A 19,294-nucleotide genomic window follows, 5' to 3' on the forward strand; every position below is an offset into this window, starting at 1 on the left:
ACTTCATGCACCCCAATGAATGCACATTGCCCTCAAAACAGAATTCTAGGGCTATACGAACCAAGTCCCTTCGGGTTCGCCAGTCCCCAGGGCGCGGGAAACCCGCCTTCAGGGCTGGTCTCACCAGTCGCCAGGGCGTGGGAAACCCCCCTGTAGCGCTGGACTCACCGCCTGCGCGGACTTGATTGAAGCCTGCGTAGCTCCCTCTTTGTTTGTGTAGCCGCGATTTCCAATCGTCGGCGTTTTTTCTCTCATTGGAATGCTCCTTTATGATGTATTGCGTAGTGTATTGAGAACTGCGATCGCTCTTGGGGGAATAGCTGTAAACCGAATCAAAAAATGATATCCGCTATCTCCCGATTGTTTGATGACTTTGGCATAGAAGTATTTTTCTTCTGTTTCCAGGTCTGCTTCAATTAATAATTTGAGTTTTAGATTGCTGAGGATGTCTAAAGAATGTGGCGATCGCAAATGCGCCCCTTTTTCTGAAAGACTCACTAATTCCCCCTGAAATACTGCTCCAACTGCGTGTTTTCCCTGCAAAACCGTATATTCCACTGGAACGACCTGCTCTAGATCGATGATGCCTTCATCATCTTGGGGTAAGAACAGGTTATAATCACCCCCAATGCCTCGAATTTCAAAAATTGTCACGGGTTCTTTCATGCCTTTAGGTTCTATTTGCAGCTGTCCGGTAACCTGGAGGTCAATATCAGCATCCTTGCGAGTATTTTCGGAAATTAAAATTTGTCCCCCCACTGTATAAGATTCGATTCGAGCTGCCAAATTGACATGACTGCCAATAACTGTGTACTGGGCGCGTTTTTGAGAACCGATGTTCCCCGCCACAACCTCGCCTGTATTGATCCCAATTCCCATTTCGAGCATTGGTAAATTCATTTGCTGAATTTGTTCGTTCACGTGCTGCATTGCTAATTGCATTCCTACAGCACAGGCGATGGCTCTTTGGGAATCATCATTACGATTTATGGGCGCACCAAACATGACAAAGATGCCATCACCCATAAAGTCACTAATTGTCCCTTTGTAGCGATCGATAACATCTGTCATGGCTCCTAAATAAAGATTGAGAACGTTGACGACTTGTTCGGGTGGTAATTGTTCGGAAAGAGCCGAGAAACCTCTAAGGTCGGAGACAAGGACTGTGACTTTTTTTCGCTCTCCCCCTAACTTTAAACCAGAAGGAGTTTCTAATATATTTGCAAGTATTTCATTTGTCAGATAGCGACCGAGAGTTTTTCTCATTTCGGTAGCACTTTGGGCAAGATACTGGGTAACAGCGATCGCCGAGCCTGCTAATGCTAGCAGTGAAGGGACAACGGGAATCCACCAACCAGCTAGAAACGCCATAAAGCTACCACCCAGCAGACAGCAACTGGCTAGGAAAATACTGACAATCGTGATATTTTTCTGAGTGTTATTGTGTCGTTGCACCCAACACAAAGTGGCACCAAAGATTGCTGCAATTAAAATCAACAACCATTCTAGCACCTCAGGTAAGCATTTTATGAGTGGACGATTATCCAAAGCCGCACTTAAAATTTGACTGATTAAATTAGCATGAATTGTTACACCCGCCATGCGTTTGGGGGAAGTTAATATATGACTGCTATAAGGCGTGTAGAATACATCTTTCAAACTTTCAGCAGATGCTCCAATTAATACCACCTTGCCACGCATTAAATCTGGCGGAATGCGGTCTTCTTGAACATTTGTGAGGGAAATTTTGGTAAACTGCTGTATCCCTCCCCGGTAATTTAACAGCACTTGGTAGCTACCAGCATCCGCTCGGACATAGCCCCCATCATTAGGTTCAAAAGTATAAAAAACACTTTCACCCAATTGCAAGTAATTGGAGTTACTTTTTGCTGGCTTTGCAGTAATCCCTTCAGGTTTTAAGTACAACAATGCGAGTTTTAACCCAAAACTTTCAAGAGTCTCCTCCTCGTTTAAATTTAGATACAACAATCCGCGCCGAACTTTACCATCGCTGTCTAAGGGGAAATCGTTGGCTCCAATTTGCTGGCGTTGTTTGAGTATGGGAGAGGGATTGACCGCAGAACTGTCGGAAGTATCGGAAACTTTTTGTACTCCAATTATATTGGGAGTGGACTCAAAGACCTCGCGCAGTTTTTGATGACCGGGCTCTACGGGTAAATCTCGATAGAGATCTAAACCTATGGCTCTAGGTTGCTGCTGTTTGATTTTCTCTAATACTCTAGCAAGCTCTCGATCGGATATGGGCCAATGACCTTGTTTGCGAATATCTGCTTCGTTAATATCAACTATCACAATACGTGTATCAACTGGCTCTCGAGGTCGGAGGAGAAAAAATTGATCCAGTGCTGCTAATTCTAATAATTGGAGTAATCCAGTTAAGCGGAGTGCGATTGTTAGGGCTGTAACACTGGGAAATGCAAATAAAATAACCCGCCATTGCCAAATTCGCGGTTTCAGCTTTGTCCACATCATTATTTTTTATCAAAAATTAGGAAACCGCAGATGCACGCAGATAAACCAATTAAATGGAGTCATAAATAATACGATTTCCTGGAAAAAGTTAGACCATTTCTCCAAAATCAGACGACAGATTGAAAAAAGATTTGCAGTTGCAATAGGGGTGCTACTGTATCTCAACTATTTCGGTGATGCATTTTCTGCCGTACAGCAATCGATCAATGGTTCTGAGGCGATCGCATTTAAACCAACTGATTTTAAAAATTGTCTCCAATTCATCTTTACTTTTAAGTTTTGTGGCTCAGTACGGCGCAGCTGCACGAGAGTTGTTAATCCTTCATGCCAAATCCCTGCTTCTGCATAAATAGCAGGTAACTTCCACAAATCTGCCTTGGCTAAGGCTTCCGACAGGGGTAATTCTGCTTGAGTGCGTTCTACCCAGCCATCGACAAGAGGATTCTCGCTAGCGTCTTCAGCATTGCAAACAATGGTGAAATACCAGTGATAAGTTTTACCCACGGCAAGTGCGGGAGCACTATCGGGAATTTTAAAGCTAATGATTCCGGGTTTATTGGGAAGAGTCAGGGATGTTTCATATAATACTTCTCGATCTTTATCAGCTAGAAGTACAAACTTGGCTGTTTGGGCCGAAGATGAAGGTACATACCAAAAAAATGTTGGACGTTCAGCTAATGTCAGCCCCAATTTCTCTGAAGGCGTTAAGGGGGTTAGTTGTTTGTTTCCTTTTAGACAAGAGACACTGCGAGTCCCTCCACCAGCACTTGCAGGAGGTTTTCCCCGCTTTGGTGGCTTAAAAACTTGACTGATTTGCCATGTTTTAGGTGTGTGGTAACTCTGGTTCTGCGGTGTGAGAGCAGAGACCCGAAGGAAATTCCAACAAACAGGTAAGGAAAGGGCTGCAAGATACAAAGATGCTTGAATCCATTTCATGTCGATATAAATGCATGAGTTTTAGAGATTGACTCTATTATTGTTCCCAAAACTTGGGTCGAATATCGATCGTTCGAGGGCTTTTGGGAATGCTATAGCTAGTAAGCTAGAGAATAAAGGTGCTGTTATGGCAAAATGGAGGGTATGTGATTTAATCCGATGGCATTCGCTTGTATTGCTAGCAGGTCGCACTAGTATTTTTTTTGCCAGCATTTTGTTGTTTGTTGAATCAAGTTCTGTCACTGCCAAAGAATCTTGGGTAGTGAATGTTACACAACGATCGCAGACAAGTTTGCCAAATTCAACTCCTGCTGATGCTGAAAAATTGTTTCAAGAGGGAAAACAACTCTACGAGCAAGGAACAGCAGAATCTTTGCTACAAGCGATCGCCAAATTTGAAGCTGTACTTCCACTGTATCGTAAATTGGGCGATCGCTCATCAGAAGCCTTCACCCTCGGTCATCTTGGTAAAATCTACTCAGATTTAGGACAGCAGAAAAAAGCACTGGATTATTTAAATCAAACCCTATCACTGAGGCGACAGATAGGAGATAAAAAAGGACAAACGATTACTCTGAGTAACATTGGCAAAGTCTACTTAGATTCAGGAGAACTCCAAAAAGCGTTGGACTATTTTCACCAAGCCCTGTTGCTCAAGCAACAGATGGGAGATAAAGCAGGAGAAGCTATCAGTCTTAACAACATTGGCAATGTCTACTTAGATTTAGGCGATCCGCAAAAGGCATTGAATTATTTTCAACAATCTCTTTCCTTGAGGAAACAGGTGGGAGATAAACGAGGGGAAGCTCGTACTCTTAATAATATTGGTTATGTCTACTTGGATTTTGGAGCACAGCAAAAAGCACTAGAATATTTCCGTCAATCTTTACCGTTGTATCAAAAAACAGGAGATAAGTCAGCAGAAGCACATACTCTCAATAATATCGGTACAGTCTACTTACACTTGAGAGAAACGCAAAAAGCGCTCGATTATTTTCAGCAATCCCTTGTTCTCAAACGACATACAGGAGACAAACTGGGGGAAGCTGGGAGCCTAAACAATATTGGTACAGTTTACTTAAATTTAGGAGAAAAACAAAAAGCGCTGGATTATTTCCAACAATCTTTACCTTTATTTCAATCTGTAGAAAATAAATTAGGGTTAGCAGCCAATCTTAATAATATTGGCAGAGTTCACTTAAGTTTGGGAGAACAGCAAAAAGCACTGGATTATTTCCACCAAGCTTTACCTGTATATCAACAGCTAGGAAACAGGGGAGGGGAAGCGCAGAGCTTGTATAACATTGCCTCCGTTCAACGGAATCAAGGCAATCTTAATGCAGCTCTCACTCAAATCAAAACAGTCATCGACATTGTAGAAGATTTACGCACCAAAATAAACTCCCAAGAACTGCGGGCTTCCTATTTTGCTACAGTACAAGATTATTATCAGTTTTATATTGATTTGCTCATGCAGTTGCACAAACAGCAACCATCTCAAGGATACGATGCTCTAGCACTGCAAACCAGCGAACGCGCCCGCGCCCGCAGTCTTTTGGAGTTGCTGACAGAAGCGAATGCAGATATTCGCCAAGGAGTGGACCCGAAGTTACTCTCTCAAGAACGTAACTTACGACAACAACTGGATGTTTTAGAAAAACGTCGGATACAGCTATTAGGTGGCGATCGCACTGAAGCACAGACACAAGCTTTAGAAAAAGAAAATGAAGCAGTTTTACAACAGTACGAGCAAGTCCAAGCACAGATCCGCGCTACGAGTCCCCGTTATGCAGCACTCACTCAACCTCAACCTCTTTCAGTTCCGCAAATTCAGCAACAAATTCTTGACGATCGCACACTGCTTTTAGAATATTCTTTGGGGGAAAAGCGCAGTTATCTTTGGGCAGTCACTAACAAAAAGATAACCAGTTACGAACTGCCCAAGCGTGCGGATATTGAAGCCGCTGTCCAAAAGTTTCGTCAATCCGTAACGACTCCATATCTCAAGCACAGTCCATCTATAGATACTCTATCTCAGCTAATAGTAGCACCAGTAGCTCAGCAACTGGGACAGAAACGCTTAGTCGTTGTTAGTGATGGAGCTTTGCAGTACGTGCCATTTGCCGCCCTGACTCTACCCAACTCACAAAATAATGGTAAATACGAACCGTTACTGCTCAACCACGAAATTATTACTCTACCCTCAGCGTCTACACTAGCGATACTCCGACGCGAACATAAAGAACGCAAACCTGCAACGAAAACATTAGCTGTGTTAGCAGATCCTATCTTTAGTGTTGATGATGAGCGTCTCCAAGGTAAAAGACAGGCGTCTCGCCCATCAAATTCAGAAAACAGTTTAGATAGTCTCAATTTAACCAGATCTGCCAGAGATTCAGACATTAGCTTTCAGCGCTTGCAGTTTACACGTCAAGAAGCAGAGCAAATTCTTGCTCTTGTTCCAACTAACGAAGGTAAGCCAGCTTTTGACTTTAGTGCAAGTCGTACCACGGCTACAAGTAGCGATTTGAGTCAATATCGCCTGATTCATTTTGCGACTCATGGCATCCTCAACAGCAAGCATCCAGAACTATCAGGAGTCGTGTTGTCGCTCTTTAATGACAAAGGAGTGCCGCAAAATGGGTTTTTGCGCTTGCACGATGTTTTTAACCTTAAGCTGCAAGCAGAACTGGTGGTACTTAGCGCCTGTAAAACTGGCTTGGGAGAGGAAGTTAAGGGAGAAGGATTGGTAGGGTTAACAAGGGGGTTTATGTATGCGGGTAGCCCGCGAGTTGTGGTGAGTCTTTGGAGTGTGGATGACCAAGCAACAGCAGAACTCATGAAGGCATTTTACAAGAAGATGCTAAAAGAAAAATTAACGCCTGCAGCAGCTTTGCGAGCAGCACAGGTAGAAATATGGCAGACTCAAAAATATGCTGCACCTTACTACTGGGCTGCTTTCACTTTACAAGGTGAATGGAATTAATATTAGGGGGATGTAGGGACAAGAAAGAGGTGTTTGTAACTCTTACACGGACTGCTACATCTTGCATGAATATTATCTCAAATGTACCAAGAGATTGATTGTTTCTGCATCGTCAAGCATGATAGTTGATATTTACATCACTTGATTGACATTGAGTTATTTCAATTTGGAGCAGCACAATGATTGACACAGCGTTGAATCAATGGCATGAACTGATTGGGGGTGCGTTTGCATTCAAATTCAATGCCTTTCAACGGATCGCAACGCTTCCCGACGGGCTCTGGTTAGCGTTGCTTGTCGTGCTGCTCTCAGGTCTATCGCTTGCGGTTGGACAATTCATTGTTCTGTTTATTAGCCGCGTTAAGTTATGGAGATTTGCGTTTAGCTTGTTGCTGAATGCAGTTCTGTTTACGGTTGGCTTTCTCTTTTTAACGCTGAGTACCTGGGTCATTTGTCTGCTACCTGGATCGACACGCGTACCGTTGCTGACCTTAATCGAAGTGTTTGGATTGGGATATGTTCCCCAGCTGTTTGGCTTTTTAGGAGCTTTGCCTTACTTGGGTTATCCGATCGCCAACCTGCTTTCCGTCTGGAACTTGTTAGCAATGGTCGTAGGGTTTGCTGCGGTGGCTCGGGTTGAAGTTGGATCTGCTTTGGTTTATGTGGCGCTCGGTTGGTTGGTAAAGCAGCTTTTAGAAGGTACCATCGGACAGCCCATTGCGCGTCTCGGTCGCAGTCTTGCCGATCGCGTTGCGGGAGTCGATTTGATCGATACGCGTGAAGAGCTTATAGAGCGGGTGTTGGAGGGGGGCAGACCGGCGGAGCCGATTATTACCGCATCTCAAACTCGATTCCCCGAAATTCAGGAATTTATTCAAGCTTCCGGTCGTTCTGCTTCAGAGAGAGCCCGTAGCGTCACTCAAAACCTGACAGATCGACCGAGCGTCTCAACTCCCCTGAACATCACTCAACGCACCAATACATCCGATCCACTCGTGCAACTCGACCGCAAAACGCAGGGCATTCCGCAGCCTGTAAAACTAGTACTGAGCTTGCTGGTGATGGCGATCGCCTTTATGATTATCCTAGTGCTGTTGCGTCCGATTCGCAACGGTTTATTCGGCTCTTACCCCAATCTACAGGGTTTGTGGCAGCTGATTTTCGATTTGGTTTGGATTGGTGTAGTTGCGCTCGTCTTTGCCGGAATTCTCGCACCACTGGAATCCCTGGGGTGGTGGGCTGGCTGGTATGATGACGAGATCGATACGTCTCCTACATCAGCAGGGATCGAGCGATCGACACACCATCCATCTGTCGATCGCTATGTCGTTTATCTTGATGGGGTTGGTCAGTCGGGAGCAGAATATACACCGGATATTGAAGATTTTTTGAAGGCGCTCGAACCCTCCTTACCTTCAGGTGTGGAATTAGTGCAGGGATTAATGATGTATTCGGTGCTGAACAAGCCCCTCAATGAAGACCGCCCGCTAGCATTTTTATGGCGTCTGGCAGATAAAATGCGGTGGACAAATCCGGCGGCTTTGTTAGGACTGCTGGTGAACTTGCGAAACGTAATTATTGTGGCGGTGTCTTCCGACAAACGCTATGGACCTATCTACAATCAAGGCATCGCTCAAGTCATTTTTGATGGTTTAATCAAGCGCGGTTACCAACCTAGAAGCGGCGTACCTATTACTCTACTTGGCTACAGCGGTGGCGGAGAAATGTCTGTTGCTGCTGCTCCCTACTTAAAGCGATCGACCGGAGCTCCGATTGATGTTATCTCCCTAGGTGGCGTGATGAGCGCTAACAACAATTTTTTGGTGTTGGAACATCTTTATCACATTGTTGGCGACAAAGACACCGTTGAGCGATTGGGTCCCATCGTATTTCCGGGTCGCTGGAAAATCTTCCCTCTATCTTACTGGAATCGAGGCAAGCGCGAAGGTAAAATTACCATCATTTCTGCTGGACCCGTCGGACATCAGGTTCCGGGGGGATATATGGACCCAAAAGCTACATTGGAAGATGGGCGGACTCACCTGCAACAGACAATCGAGATCCTTCTCCAAATTTTACGGGGCGAAGCACTTAAGGCGGATCGGTCGATTCCAGGAAAAACCAGCAACTACGCCCTGTCTCAAGCCGCAGACTTCAACCCTCGGTAGAGGAAGTTTGCAGCTTGTCTTAGAGGATATTTGAAAAGTCCTGTCATCAGTAGCAAAACATTCAAAATCCCCCTAAATCCCCCGATAAATTGGGGGACTTTAAGAGTATTTTCCCCCCTTTTTAAGGGGGGCTAGGGGGGATCGCTAAGTGCCTAAAATCATAGCTATATACTTAGATATTGATTTTGCAGCAAGTAAAGGCCAAGTAACTCCAAATGGCTAAAACGCTCATTATGATGTAATTATATCTGTGTGCAATCAACCGGATTTGATATCAGAAGCGCTCGCCAAAAAACTTCAAGAGCAAGAGAAGGAGGACAAATGACCCAAGCCTTAACCAAACGAGTAACTTTCGACGAATTTATTGCTTGGTACCCAGAAAACCCGCAACGACGCTATGAACTACACGATGGAGTAATTGTTGAAATGCCACCACCAACAGGAGACCACGAACAAGTTGTTGGGTTTTTAGTCGGAGAGATAGTCACAGAATACAAACGTTTGAAACTGCCTTATTTCATTCCCAAAACAGCATTTGTTAAACCGACCCAAAGCGAATCGGCTTACTCGCCGGATGTGCTGCTACTAAACAACCCTAACTTAATCAATGAACCTCTGTGGAAAAAGGAGTCAACTGTATCTGATGCAGCATCAGTTCCTTTAGTCATTGAGGTAGTCAGCACAAACTGGCGTGATGATTATCACAAAAAGCTCGCTGACTATGAGGAAATGGGTATTCCTGAGTACTGGATTGCAGATTACGCCGCGTTAGGTGGACGTAAGTTTATCGGTAATCCCAAGCAGCCAACTTTCTCTGTGTACTACCTAGTCGAAGATGAGTATCAGGTCAGCCAGTTCAGAGGAAGCGAACGCATTATCTCACCGACTTTTCCTGAATTAAATTTGACTGCTGACCAGATTTTTCGGGTAGCCAGCCGCAATTAACTTTCAAACAAAAAACCCGGATTGGCACGGTGACCCCATATTTGTCTCAGCAGTGTTATTGAGGTTGACTTGCACGATCGCCTATTGGTAGCCCTCCTACAACTCAAGAACAAAGTTCTTGCGGTAATTGTTTGACAACACGTTCAAAGGGTGTTAAATCGTCTAACCCATGCGCTACTATCAAAGCTCCTTGAATTGCTATGAGGGCATTTTGTGCTCGTTCTTTTGCTAAAGATTCTCTAAATCCTGCTTCTATTAAAACATTTGCGATCGCATCAATCCAAGCACGCAAAACTGCTTGCACTTTAGCATGAAAAACATCTCGTGCTGACCCCATCAATATTATAGCTGTCAAGCAGGGTTGTTCCCCACCGTCATATAATTCCAAAACGCGATCGCACATTCTACACAACCGAGTCCGCACATCTCCTTCTGAATGCAGCGCTTTTAAGATGTGTTGCTCAAACCAGCTATTGAGAAAATCCAATACAGCCATCATCATTTCATCTTTACCGCCAGGAAAATGATGATAGAGGCTTGCTTTCCCAAGCCCCGTTGCTTGAGATATTTTGGATAGGGTTGCGCCATCGTAGCCATATTGTCGAAATAATTGCAGCAAACAGGGGATGTAAGTATCTTTTGCCATGTATTGAGGAATTAAAAATTGACCTCTTGACATTATACCGAACGATTGGTACATTATCCATACTAAACGATTGGTATACAAAAAAATTCATGATTAAACTTTACGGTTACGAATTATCCGGTAACAGCTACAAACCCAGGCTTTTGCTATCGCTTTTAAATATTGAGTATGAATGGATTAAAGTTGATTTGATAAAGGGAGAACACAAGTCTCCTGAATTTCTTACCATCAACCCCTTTGGTCAAGTTCCCGTTCTTGTAGATGGCGATACCACGCTTGCAGATGCTCAAGCAATACTAGTCTATTTAGCTCGCCAGTATGGTGGCGAACAATGGTTACCTCTTGATGCTGTAGCACTGAGCCGAGTTGTGCGTTGGCTATCCACAACAGCAGGTGAAATCCGTCAGGGTCCGGAATTGGCACGTCGGTATCATCTGTTTAATGCCACTTATGTCGATATTGACTGGACAACCCAAAAAGCAGAATTTATTCTTACACAGCTTAACCAACATTTAAGCGATCGCCAATGGTTGGAGTGCGATCGCCCCACCATTGCAGATATAGCAGTTTTTCCCTACATTGCTCTTGCACCTGATGGCAAAATTTCACTGGAACCCTATCAACACGTTCTGAGTTGGATAGAACGAATCAAGCAACTACCAGGTTACACTCCTATGGTGGGATTGTAAACTACCGACGCCAACCTGCTGTGCAGCGAATATTCGTAATTCTAAGTTTGCGATCGTCTACAAGGTTTCAATTGTGAGTTATTTGATTAACACCAACCACTTAAGACTCTTTAACAACTAATCCCATTGGGCATAAAAGTTCTTAAGATAGTTTGACAGAGCCCAAGAAGAATTTGTTAATCGTGTTTTTGAAAATTCTCGATTTTGCTGTAGGGGGAGCGCACTTATAATAAATCTTACGATGACAAATACCGTAATTGATGGAGAAAATGGTGAATGACTGGGAACCCGGTCGGCTAAAGTTTGCATCGTTGAGCTACATCGCACTGTACTTTTATGTTGAATTTAACTCTCATTTTTAATTACATTGTGCCAAATTTGTTTGCCAGTACCATATTTGGTATATTTATCTCCGTTGCGATCGGTCTTGTTGTTGGATTAATCATTGGGGCAATTAAACACCGTATTAATAAAACGATGATTCCTGCAATCCTTGGTTCCTTCTTTGGGACAATGCTTATCTGCATGATGCCAACCTATTCCGTACCGGGACTGGTGCAATCCTGGGGAAAAGGTGGTGGTCTTGGCTCGTTACCAGTGTTATTTATGATGGTTAGTCTCGCCCCTATTGGTGGAATTTTGGGTGCAGTAGTAGGAAGTACGTATAAACAGAAATTTTTTCAAACACTGACATCTCAAAAACTTCTCATTATGCTGATTGCAACTTACACTCTTATGGCTGTTTGTATCTATGCCAGTTTTTCGCTCAGTTGCGCCAAACCCACTGTATCCCAATGGTACTGTACGGAAGTCGGGTTTTAGTAATCCTTATACTGGAAGCATTTTATATTATTTTCTCTTGAAAGTAATTAAAGAGGGCTCTTGGTCTTTCTTAATTAGCGATCTGCCGCTATGCTACAGCAAAGCGATGGCCTAAAAATTTTCCTATTTTCAAATACACTTTTTGACACCTTTATCAGTTTGGAAGTTCTAAAGCATAAAACTTCAGGGCTTTAGCAATCAAGTTGGGCGAGTCAAGCTCGTGATATGATTTTGTTACGTGTCGGAGTTTATGTGAAGTGGTATTGTCTCAAACAAAGCTAACAAATTATCAATTGCCTCTAAAAAATCTACGTTTATTGGTAATTATTATATTGGTTATAGGTATATTTCTTCGTGTTGTTAACCTCGATAAAAAACCTTTTGATGGAGATGAATTTATTACTTTAACACGAGCAGGCGGGCATCAAAGAGAAACTGTACTTTCAATTCCTAGGGATAAGATTATTACGCCTGAAGAAATGAAAAAGTTTTGGCAAATTGCTCCAGAAACTAACGTGTTCGATACCATAAAAATTACAGCAAATGAAGCTCCCCAACACGTACCACTTTATTTTGTATTAGTTAGGATTTGGATGCAATGGTTTGGTACTTCTCTCATAGCAATGAGAAGCTTTACAGTCTTGACTAGCTTTCTGGTATTTTTTGCTATTTACTGGCTGTGTATGGAACTATTTAAATCACCAGTAGTAGCATCAATCTCTGTAGCTTTAATTGCCGTTTCACCTATTCATATTGCTCACGCTCAAATTGCTAGACCTAGAATGTTATGGATTTTAATGTTCTTACTATCAAGTGCAGCTTTCCTGCGGGCGGTGGAGTTCAATCGCAAGAAAGATTGGTTGATTTATGGAGTGATTTCAGTACTCAATGTTTATTCTTTTTTCTTTTCAAATCTCGTTCTTATTGGACATGGAGTTTATCTCCTTATTAAGGAAAAATTTTCTCTAACACACAAAATTAAAAAATATTTATCAACTGTTATTTTTGTTCTTGTGATATATTCTCCTTGGATATTAGTTTTACTCACTAATTCAGAGACCGCTAAAATTAGAACAGACTGGACAAATGAGCCTGCTGCTTTTACGGATTTATTCTGTTCTTGGACAAAGATTATTTGTGATATTTTTATTTATTGGCATGATTTTTTTGAAAAAAAGTTTTTACTTTCTGAAGAAGCCTTTGTAGCTGTGTTTGGGGGAATTTTTGTTCCTTTAGCTATTTATGCATTTTATTTTCTTTACAAGCACGCCCCAAAAGATACTTGGCTGTTTATTATGTGCTTCACTGGAGTAACTGCACTTGCCATTGCGATACCAGATTTAACATTAGGGGGAAGGCGTTCTGCTATAGATAGATATATACTTCCGTGTGTTTTAGGAGTTCAAATAGCGATCGCTTATTTACTAGCGACAAAAATAACTAAACCTTCGATTCCAGTCCATACAAAATTGTGGCGAATTGCCTTTACTGTAATCATCTCTATTGGAATTTTATCTTGTGCAATAAGTTCTTCAACAGAAACTTGGAATGGAAAAGAAAACTTTGTCAGTCAGTCATCTAATATAATCAACGAAGCAAGTCGTCCGCTTTTAATATCAGATGCAGAGGTTTTCGCCGTAGCTCCTTTAAACTATGAACTGGCTTCTCATGTCAAAGTCCTGCTGGTATCTCACCCAACAAAGGTCGTAATTCCCAATGAGTTCAGCAATGTGTTCTTAGTTTATCCCTCTCAAGAGCTAGTTTCTTATCTCAAGCAACAACAATTCAAAATTGAACCAGCATATCAAGATTTATATTTAAATACCTTTGTCTGGAAAGCTTCATTTCCAACTACGCTTTGGAAAATAGAGCGCTAAACAAACTTTAAATAAAATTATTAGGGCAAACGGTTGTTCTCCCTTCCATACCCTTCTATGGAATTATTCTTAAAACACCGTTTTAGTCCGGACTTCACAAGCGATCGCTCCATCAGTAAGTCTTGTCATGCGGATTTCCACACGTAGAATTGCGCGATCGCTTCGCTCCAGCCCAGAGGGCAGATCGCATGAAGTGCCTACCTCACGCAATTGCACGTCTCCAGAGTGCGGAAAAGCTAGTGGTTCACCACATTAATTTCGATGGGTAGTGCGTTCACTTACCCACTCTCGTTCCCAGGTTCTACCTGGGAATGCATACAGCGAGGCTCTGCCTCGCACTCCACTGGAGGCGGAGCCTCCAAAGACAGCATTCCCAGGCTGAGCCTGGGAACGAGGTGAGTGACCATCAAAACTTATGTGGTGAACTACTAGGGCGATCCGCAACTAATTTACAATCGAGGATCGACTGGCTCGCTCTCTAGAGCTAAAATACCAAAAACGCACTCATGGATGCGACGTAGGGGCGCACGAGCCACAAAACGCTCCAATGCTTCAACACCTAAGGCAAACTCTCGCATGGCAAGAGAACGTTTGAGGGAGAGTCCCCGGTGACGCAAGCGTGCTAAATTTTCAGTTTTTGAGTATTCAGGACCGTAGATAATCCGCAGATATTCCCGTCCGCGACACTTAATAGCAGGCTGCACGATACCGCGATTTTCTTGAACTATAAATTGCATTGGCTTGACGACCATACCTTCACCTCCTGCATTTGTGAGTTCTTCCCACCAACGGACTCCATCTGCTTGGCTGTTGGGATCGGTTAAATCGATCGCCTTGTAGTTGGTTGCAAAAAGCAGGTTGGGGTCAGACTGGCAAATTTTGGCAATTTGTTCCATGTGCCAGAGATGGTCTTTATCGGTATGGGCTGCTCCCTCTGTTGCTAATATGTGGAAGGGGGCAAGTTTGAGGTGAGAAATATCACTGACTGGCCAGCAGTAACGGCGGTAGGCATTGACGTACTGATGGGCCATTTTGACTCGTTCTTGGTAAGAACTGAGTTGATTGCTGACATCTACACCCCGGTGACTGGCTTGTTGTAACAAGGTTACAGCATCGGTTAAGGAAAGGCGCGATGCAATTCCAACAGGTGCATACTGTTGCTGTAATAATGCTTGGGCTTTGGCAGACCAAGGCATCAATTCGCAATCCAAGCAAACCCATTCTGTATTAAATGTTTCCCAAAAACCACTGTGTGAAAGGGCAGCATTCAATCGGGTCAAAAATTCTTGCTCTAGCTGTAAATTATCAAAAAATCTTCTTCCCGTGCGGGTATAGCAAATTCCGATTCCCTCATCCACTACACCAAATCGTTTTTTCGCTGCTATTTCATCTCGACAGACGATCGCGATCGCCCGAGAACCCATGTGCTTTTCTTCGCAAACAACTTTCGTAATTCCACGGCTTTGATAGTAGGCAAAAGCCGGAATCGGATGTTCTAAATAACCCGGTTCTTCAGATGTTTCTACAGGAGACATGGTAGGTGGTAAGTAAATCAGCCATTTGGGATTAGCAGCAAAACGGCTCATCACCTCTAAGGCTGCGATCGCATTTTCTTCGCGAATCGTAATTTTAGCTTTGAGTCGAGTATCAATGATGCGCTTCCCGAGGACATCCTCAATATTAAGCACATCATCATATTCCTGCTGCAAGGAAGCACCCCGCGTTTCCACAATTGGTTTGATAGGTTCGCAATAAGTCTGAAAAGCAGGAATGCTAACCAGTTCCCTTTCTGGATAACGCAATGCAGTTAATTTCCCACCAAACACACACCCCGTATCAATATCAATAGTATTATTCAACCATTCAGGTTCTGGAACAGGAGTATGTCCGTAAACAACAACCGCCTCACCGCGATAATCTGCAGACCAATTGTAACGAACGGGCAAACCAAACTCATCAATTTCTCCAGTCGTTTCACCATATATAGCAAACTCCCGTACAGCCCCAGAACCCCGCCCGTGCATTTCCTGTTTTAATCCCGCATGAGCAACCACCAGCTGTCCCTTGTCAAAAACATAATGACTTATCAGGGAATTGAGGAACTCACACAACTGTTTTGTAAAAGATTCACGCACATCCTCTGGCAAAAGCTCAATTTCAGCCAAAGTTTGCTCCAATCCATGATTTACCTTAACATTTTTACCTCGTAATTTCCGCAATAGCTTGTTTTCATGATTACCTAGAATGCAGAAACCCGTTCCTGCTGCAACCATGTTCCGCACAAGTTTTACCGTATCCAAGATCCGAGGTCCCCGGTCTACAAGGTCACCTAAAAAAACTGCTTTGCGTCCTTCAGGGTGGTAGTAGGTGGGGAAGTCCCAATGAGGAGAGGGGGAGGGGGAGATGGGGAGAGGGGGGGATTGGGTAAACAAGGGAGAAGATTCTACCTTGTCTTCCTTGTCTTTTTGGTAGCCCAACTTTTGCAATAGAGCTTCAAGTTCATCACAGCAACCGTGAAGATCGCCGATGATATCAAAAGGACCAAGTTCGTGTTTGCGGTTGTTCCAGAGTGGTTGACGCTCAATTTCTACAGTTTCTATTTCCTCTACGGAATTGAGAGTGTAGACATAGCGGAAACCTTCTTTTTCCAAACCTCGCAGCGATCGCAACAGAAAATGAGTGTGACGGCGCACTACATGAGGACCAAACTGACGGTCTGGTCGTTGTTGGTTGCGTTGGTGACAAAGTTCTTCTGGAAGATTGAAAGCGATCGCCACAGACAAAAAGTGATACTCTCGTGCCAGTGCTAGCAATTTTTTGCGGTCTTCCGGGTAAACATTAGTAGCATCTATAACAGTGAGTTTACCGATCGCCAATCGCTTAGCTGCAATATAGTACAACACATCAAAAGCAGCAGAACTTGCAGCCTGATTGTTTTCATCATCAGACACCAGTCCCCTACAAAAATCTGAAGATAATATCTCAAAGGGGTGAAAGTTTTTGCGAGCAAATGTTGATTTACCAGAACCAGAAGCTCCGATAAGAACAACTAGAGATAATTCGGGAAGTGTTATTTTCATGTTAATGGCTAATGGCTAATGGCTAATGGCTAATGGTTAATGAATAATTACAATGAACTGTTAATAATTTTTGTAATAAACTGGCTGTATTCATCCTTCATAGGTAAATTAAAATCATGGAGAATGCGCCGTCGCGTGGTGGGAACAACTTCACCGTTTACGGGATTGTAACCCAATTTTTCATATTCTTCCCAATACAAACCTACACCTCGTTTTTGCCAGTTAGGTAACTGATTGAAATTAATACCGTACTGAAACAAAAGTTCGTTTTTATCAGCAACAGACATTTTCTGAAGTCTTTTGGTAGCTTGGGTTGCATTATTACCATCTCGCCGCAAACTCCAGTAACAGTGGGAGTTAAGAGAATTTCTATGAGCGTCTTCATGTCGCCAACGGAAATAATTTACAACTTCTTCCATACTGGGTAGTTGGGATATGCGACAATCAAAAGCACCGATATCACCAAGCAATAAAGAAAACTTAGCACTTGCTTCTCCTGCTAAAACTGAATTTAGTTTTCTTAACTTACGACCAAAACTATTTTCGTTACGAGAAAACAGCAACGAGATTTCATCACTTTGGGTATAGCCATAAATAATATCTATTCCACAATGCATTAAATATTCAGTTGTTGTCAGCATCATGTCGCGAAATTTTTCATCATAAGGAGCTTCAAATTGATGGGTTTCTTTAGTCAATCGAGTAAAGCTACGCCCATCTAATCTTGCTACAATATAAATTCCGGGCAGTACACAATAGTCGTGTGCTGTCTCAAAAACCCGCATTTTACTATCAAGTTCATCAAATTTCATTTGTGAGGGGTTAGTTGTTTATAATTTGTAATTTGTAAGTTTCTATTAGCAATTAGCCATTAGCAATTAGCCATTAGCAATTAGCAATTAGCCATTAGCCATTAGCAATTAACCCTTCTCAACACCGCCATTTGTGTAGGCGAACCTACCTCTGAATCTTCTGCTCCAATAGGTTGAAATTGCACTGTGTAACCAAAACGTTTTGCTACAGTATTTGCCCAAGTTTGAAATTCTTGACGGGTCCACTCAAAACGATGGTCTCTATGGCGCAGTTTTCCTGCTGGTAAGTTCTCAAATTTGATGTTGTATTCAATATTGGGAGTAGTGACTATAACTGTTGTTGGCTGGGCAAACTCGAATAACGATCGCTCAAAGGCTGCAAGGCGGGGTAAATCGAGATGTTCGATGACTTCTACGACGGTGGCTGCATCGTGTCCGGTAAAACGCTTATCCTGGTAGGTCAGCGCACTTTGAAACAGTTGCATCCGGTTCCACTGGTTTTTTGGTAAACGCAGGCGGTCTAGTCTTTCTTGTGCTACTTCTAGGGAACGATAGGATACGTCTACACCTGTAATCTGTTCAAAAAAGCTGTCTTGAAGTAGTACTTTCATTAAGCTACCCTGACCGCAACCTAGATCGATGACTCGCTTTGCACTATTTTCTTTTAAAGCGGCTACAACTGCATTTAACCTCTGCTGATTTAAGCTGATGGGCTTTTCTACCTCTGCTTCTTCCTCAGCATGGCTTTCTTGGGAGGAATCTGGATCGGGTTGGTCTTCTTCTGCTAATTTTGCTAAAGCAGCACGCGTGAGGCGGTGCTGTCGTTTTAGGTAGCGACGGGTAATTTCTTGTTTTGCTGGATGTGCTGTTAACCACCCTTCTCCATGATGCAGGAGCTTTTGAACTTCTTGTTCGCTGACCCAGTAGTGTTTCTCATCATCTAAAACGGGGATGAGTACGTAGAGATGACTGAGTAGCTCCCTCAGAGGCAAAGTATGCTGCAATTCTACTGTGTAATATCGGCTCTGTCCCCAATCGGGAAATTCTTCATCGAGTTGGTGACTTTCGGCATTGACAGTATAGCCTAATGGTTCAAATAACTGGCGCAAGAAAACTTCACCACCCCGACACGGTAAAACACTTAATCTGGCAAAGAGGGGTATGGGTGTTTGTACCATTTCGGGTCGTTCTTTACACCGCCCTGCAAGGGCTGTACTGAAAACTTGGGCGATCGCAACACTAAAAAATGATGAAGCCACATAAGGGCGATCGCTCACGTACTCTGCCAAAGTTGCACCGCGTCCCCGCACTAACTTTATCTGGTCGATATCCAATAACAGCGCCGCCGTGCATCTGTCTTCGCTAAGCTCTGGGTAAAAGACGTGTGCTTGTCCAAAGGAGAGCGAAAAGGATTGACAGCGCTCTGGATGTTTGTGCAGGAGATAACCCAAGTCAGTTGTTGGGTTGTGTGTGGTGGTTATGGTCAGAAGCATTCTTTTTCGATTAATATATATTACATTAATACTACATGAGTAGTCTTAAGGGTATTTAGGAGTCAAATAACTTTACAGTTATAGCTGACTCATGCAAACAGTGTCAGTGGAGAAAATGGGAACCGTGCAAACGAAGTTCTGTTAGACACTTTTATTTGGTCTGTAGGAGCCGTTTAGCGTGTGTATTGGGAGTATGCCAATTTGAAAAAAACAAGTTTGCGATTGAAATCGCGGCTATACAAACGAAACCTGCCTACGCAGGTTATTTTTAACAAAGTCCACGTAGGTGGTGAGTCCAGCCCTGTAGGCGGTGAGACCAGTGCTGTAGGCGGTGAGACCAGTGCTGT

At 43.2% G+C, this 19,294-nt stretch carries 13 protein-coding genes; 6 read left to right on the forward strand and 7 right to left on the reverse strand.

The genetic code is table 11. The features are described from left to right. Nucleotides 1–267: 267 nt before the first annotated feature. The gene (locus HC643_RS32440; RefSeq protein WP_038079986.1) at nt 268–2,493 is read right to left on the reverse strand and encodes a CHASE2 domain-containing protein; all 2,226 of its coding nucleotides are present in this window, start codon (nt 2,491–2,493) and stop codon (nt 268–270) included. 165 nt (nt 2,494–2,658) lie between these two features. Then, the gene (locus HC643_RS32445) at nt 2,659–3,429 is read right to left on the reverse strand and encodes a DUF928 domain-containing protein (protein WP_038079988.1); all 771 of its coding nucleotides are present in this window, start codon (nt 3,427–3,429) and stop codon (nt 2,659–2,661) included. A 127-nt stretch (nt 3,430–3,556) separates the two neighbouring features. On the opposite strand from HC643_RS32445, the gene HC643_RS32450 reads away from it, so the two are divergent. The 3 genes from HC643_RS32450 (at nt 3,557) to HC643_RS32460 (ending at nt 9,528) form a co-directional block, all read left to right on the forward strand. Next, nucleotides 3,557–6,415 carry a CHAT domain-containing tetratricopeptide repeat protein gene (locus HC643_RS32450; protein ID WP_038079990.1) on the forward strand — a complete coding sequence of 953 codons (2,859 nt, stop codon included), beginning with the start codon at nt 3,557–3,559 and terminating at the stop codon, nt 6,413–6,415. 179 nt (nt 6,416–6,594) lie between these two features. Further along, nucleotides 6,595–8,583 (forward strand): hypothetical protein, encoded by a 1,989-nt coding sequence (locus tag HC643_RS32455; RefSeq protein WP_050046610.1) that lies wholly within the window; start codon nt 6,595–6,597, stop codon nt 8,581–8,583. Between the two features lie 321 nt (nt 8,584–8,904). Next, nucleotides 8,905–9,528: a Uma2 family endonuclease gene (locus HC643_RS32460; protein ID WP_038081700.1), complete on the forward strand. Its 624-nt coding sequence runs from the start codon at nt 8,905–8,907 to the stop codon at nt 9,526–9,528. A gap of 103 nt (nt 9,529–9,631) precedes the next feature. On the opposite strand, the gene HC643_RS32465 is transcribed toward HC643_RS32460, so the two are convergent. Beyond that, complete coding sequence (locus HC643_RS32465; protein WP_237265993.1) at nt 9,632–10,207, reverse strand: TetR/AcrR family transcriptional regulator; 576 nt, start codon at nt 10,205–10,207, stop codon at nt 9,632–9,634. A gap of 56 nt (nt 10,208–10,263) precedes the next feature. Here HC643_RS32465 and HC643_RS32470 point away from each other — a divergent pair, with 56 nt between their 5' ends. From HC643_RS32470 to HC643_RS32480, 3 genes are all read left to right on the forward strand, one after another. Then, nucleotides 10,264–10,863, forward strand: a complete 600-nt coding sequence (locus tag HC643_RS32470) for a glutathione S-transferase family protein (RefSeq protein ID WP_038081701.1) — start codon at nt 10,264–10,266, stop codon at nt 10,861–10,863. A gap of 336 nt (nt 10,864–11,199) precedes the next feature. Further along, complete coding sequence (locus HC643_RS32475) at nt 11,200–11,685, forward strand: hypothetical protein (protein WP_038081667.1); 486 nt, start codon at nt 11,200–11,202, stop codon at nt 11,683–11,685. 263 nt (nt 11,686–11,948) lie between these two features. Continuing rightward, a complete protein-coding gene (locus HC643_RS32480) occupies nt 11,949–13,562 on the forward strand; it encodes a glycosyltransferase family 39 protein (RefSeq protein ID WP_137986564.1) in 1,614 nt (537 codons plus the stop codon). Nucleotides 13,563–13,631: 69 nt separating this feature from the next. Here HC643_RS32480 and HC643_RS32485 read toward each other — a convergent pair whose 3' ends face one another. From HC643_RS32485 to HC643_RS32500, 4 genes are all read right to left on the reverse strand, one after another. Beyond that, on the reverse strand, nt 13,632–13,778 hold the full coding sequence (locus tag HC643_RS32485; RefSeq protein WP_153021425.1) for a hypothetical protein: 147 nt from the start codon (nt 13,776–13,778) through the stop codon (nt 13,632–13,634). A gap of 233 nt (nt 13,779–14,011) precedes the next feature. Continuing rightward, on the reverse strand, nt 14,012–16,642 hold the full coding sequence (locus tag HC643_RS32490; protein WP_050046608.1) for a polynucleotide kinase-phosphatase: 2,631 nt from the start codon (nt 16,640–16,642) through the stop codon (nt 14,012–14,014). A gap of 47 nt (nt 16,643–16,689) precedes the next feature. Continuing rightward, nucleotides 16,690–17,454 carry a tRNA(His) guanylyltransferase Thg1 family protein gene (locus HC643_RS32495; RefSeq protein ID WP_038081669.1) on the reverse strand — a complete coding sequence of 255 codons (765 nt, stop codon included), beginning with the start codon at nt 17,452–17,454 and terminating at the stop codon, nt 16,690–16,692. A gap of 101 nt (nt 17,455–17,555) precedes the next feature. Then, nucleotides 17,556–18,947 carry a 3' terminal RNA ribose 2'-O-methyltransferase Hen1 gene (locus tag HC643_RS32500; protein WP_038083431.1) on the reverse strand — a complete coding sequence of 464 codons (1,392 nt, stop codon included), beginning with the start codon at nt 18,945–18,947 and terminating at the stop codon, nt 17,556–17,558. Nucleotides 18,948–19,294 lie beyond the last annotated feature (347 nt).

Source organism: Tolypothrix bouteillei VB521301 (genome assembly GCF_000760695.4).
In the GTDB taxonomy this organism is placed as follows: domain Bacteria; phylum Cyanobacteriota; class Cyanobacteriia; order Cyanobacteriales; family Nostocaceae; genus Scytonema; species Scytonema bouteillei_A.

Coding starts and splice junctions, on each gene's coding strand:
- HC643_RS32440 (WP_038079986.1), bottom strand. CDS start 2,493: ATGATGTGGACAAAGCTGAAACCGCGAATTTGGCAATGGCGGGTTATT.
- HC643_RS32460 (WP_038081700.1), top strand. CDS start 8,905: ATGACCCAAGCCTTAACCAAACGAGTAACTTTCGACGAATTTATTGCT.
- HC643_RS32450 (WP_038079990.1), top strand. CDS start 3,557: ATGGCAAAATGGAGGGTATGTGATTTAATCCGATGGCATTCGCTTGTA.
- HC643_RS32445 (WP_038079988.1), bottom strand. CDS start 3,429: ATGAAATGGATTCAAGCATCTTTGTATCTTGCAGCCCTTTCCTTACCT.
- HC643_RS32465 (WP_237265993.1), bottom strand. CDS start 10,207: ATGTCAAGAGGTCAATTTTTAATTCCTCAATACATGGCAAAAGATACT.
- HC643_RS32470 (WP_038081701.1), top strand. CDS start 10,264: ATGATTAAACTTTACGGTTACGAATTATCCGGTAACAGCTACAAACCC.
- HC643_RS32475 (WP_038081667.1), top strand. CDS start 11,200: ATGTTGAATTTAACTCTCATTTTTAATTACATTGTGCCAAATTTGTTT.
- HC643_RS32500 (WP_038083431.1), bottom strand. CDS start 18,947: ATGCTTCTGACCATAACCACCACACACAACCCAACAACTGACTTGGGT.
- HC643_RS32455 (WP_050046610.1), top strand. CDS start 6,595: ATGATTGACACAGCGTTGAATCAATGGCATGAACTGATTGGGGGTGCG.
- HC643_RS32490 (WP_050046608.1), bottom strand. CDS start 16,642: ATGAAAATAACACTTCCCGAATTATCTCTAGTTGTTCTTATCGGAGCT.
- HC643_RS32495 (WP_038081669.1), bottom strand. CDS start 17,454: ATGAAATTTGATGAACTTGATAGTAAAATGCGGGTTTTTGAGACAGCA.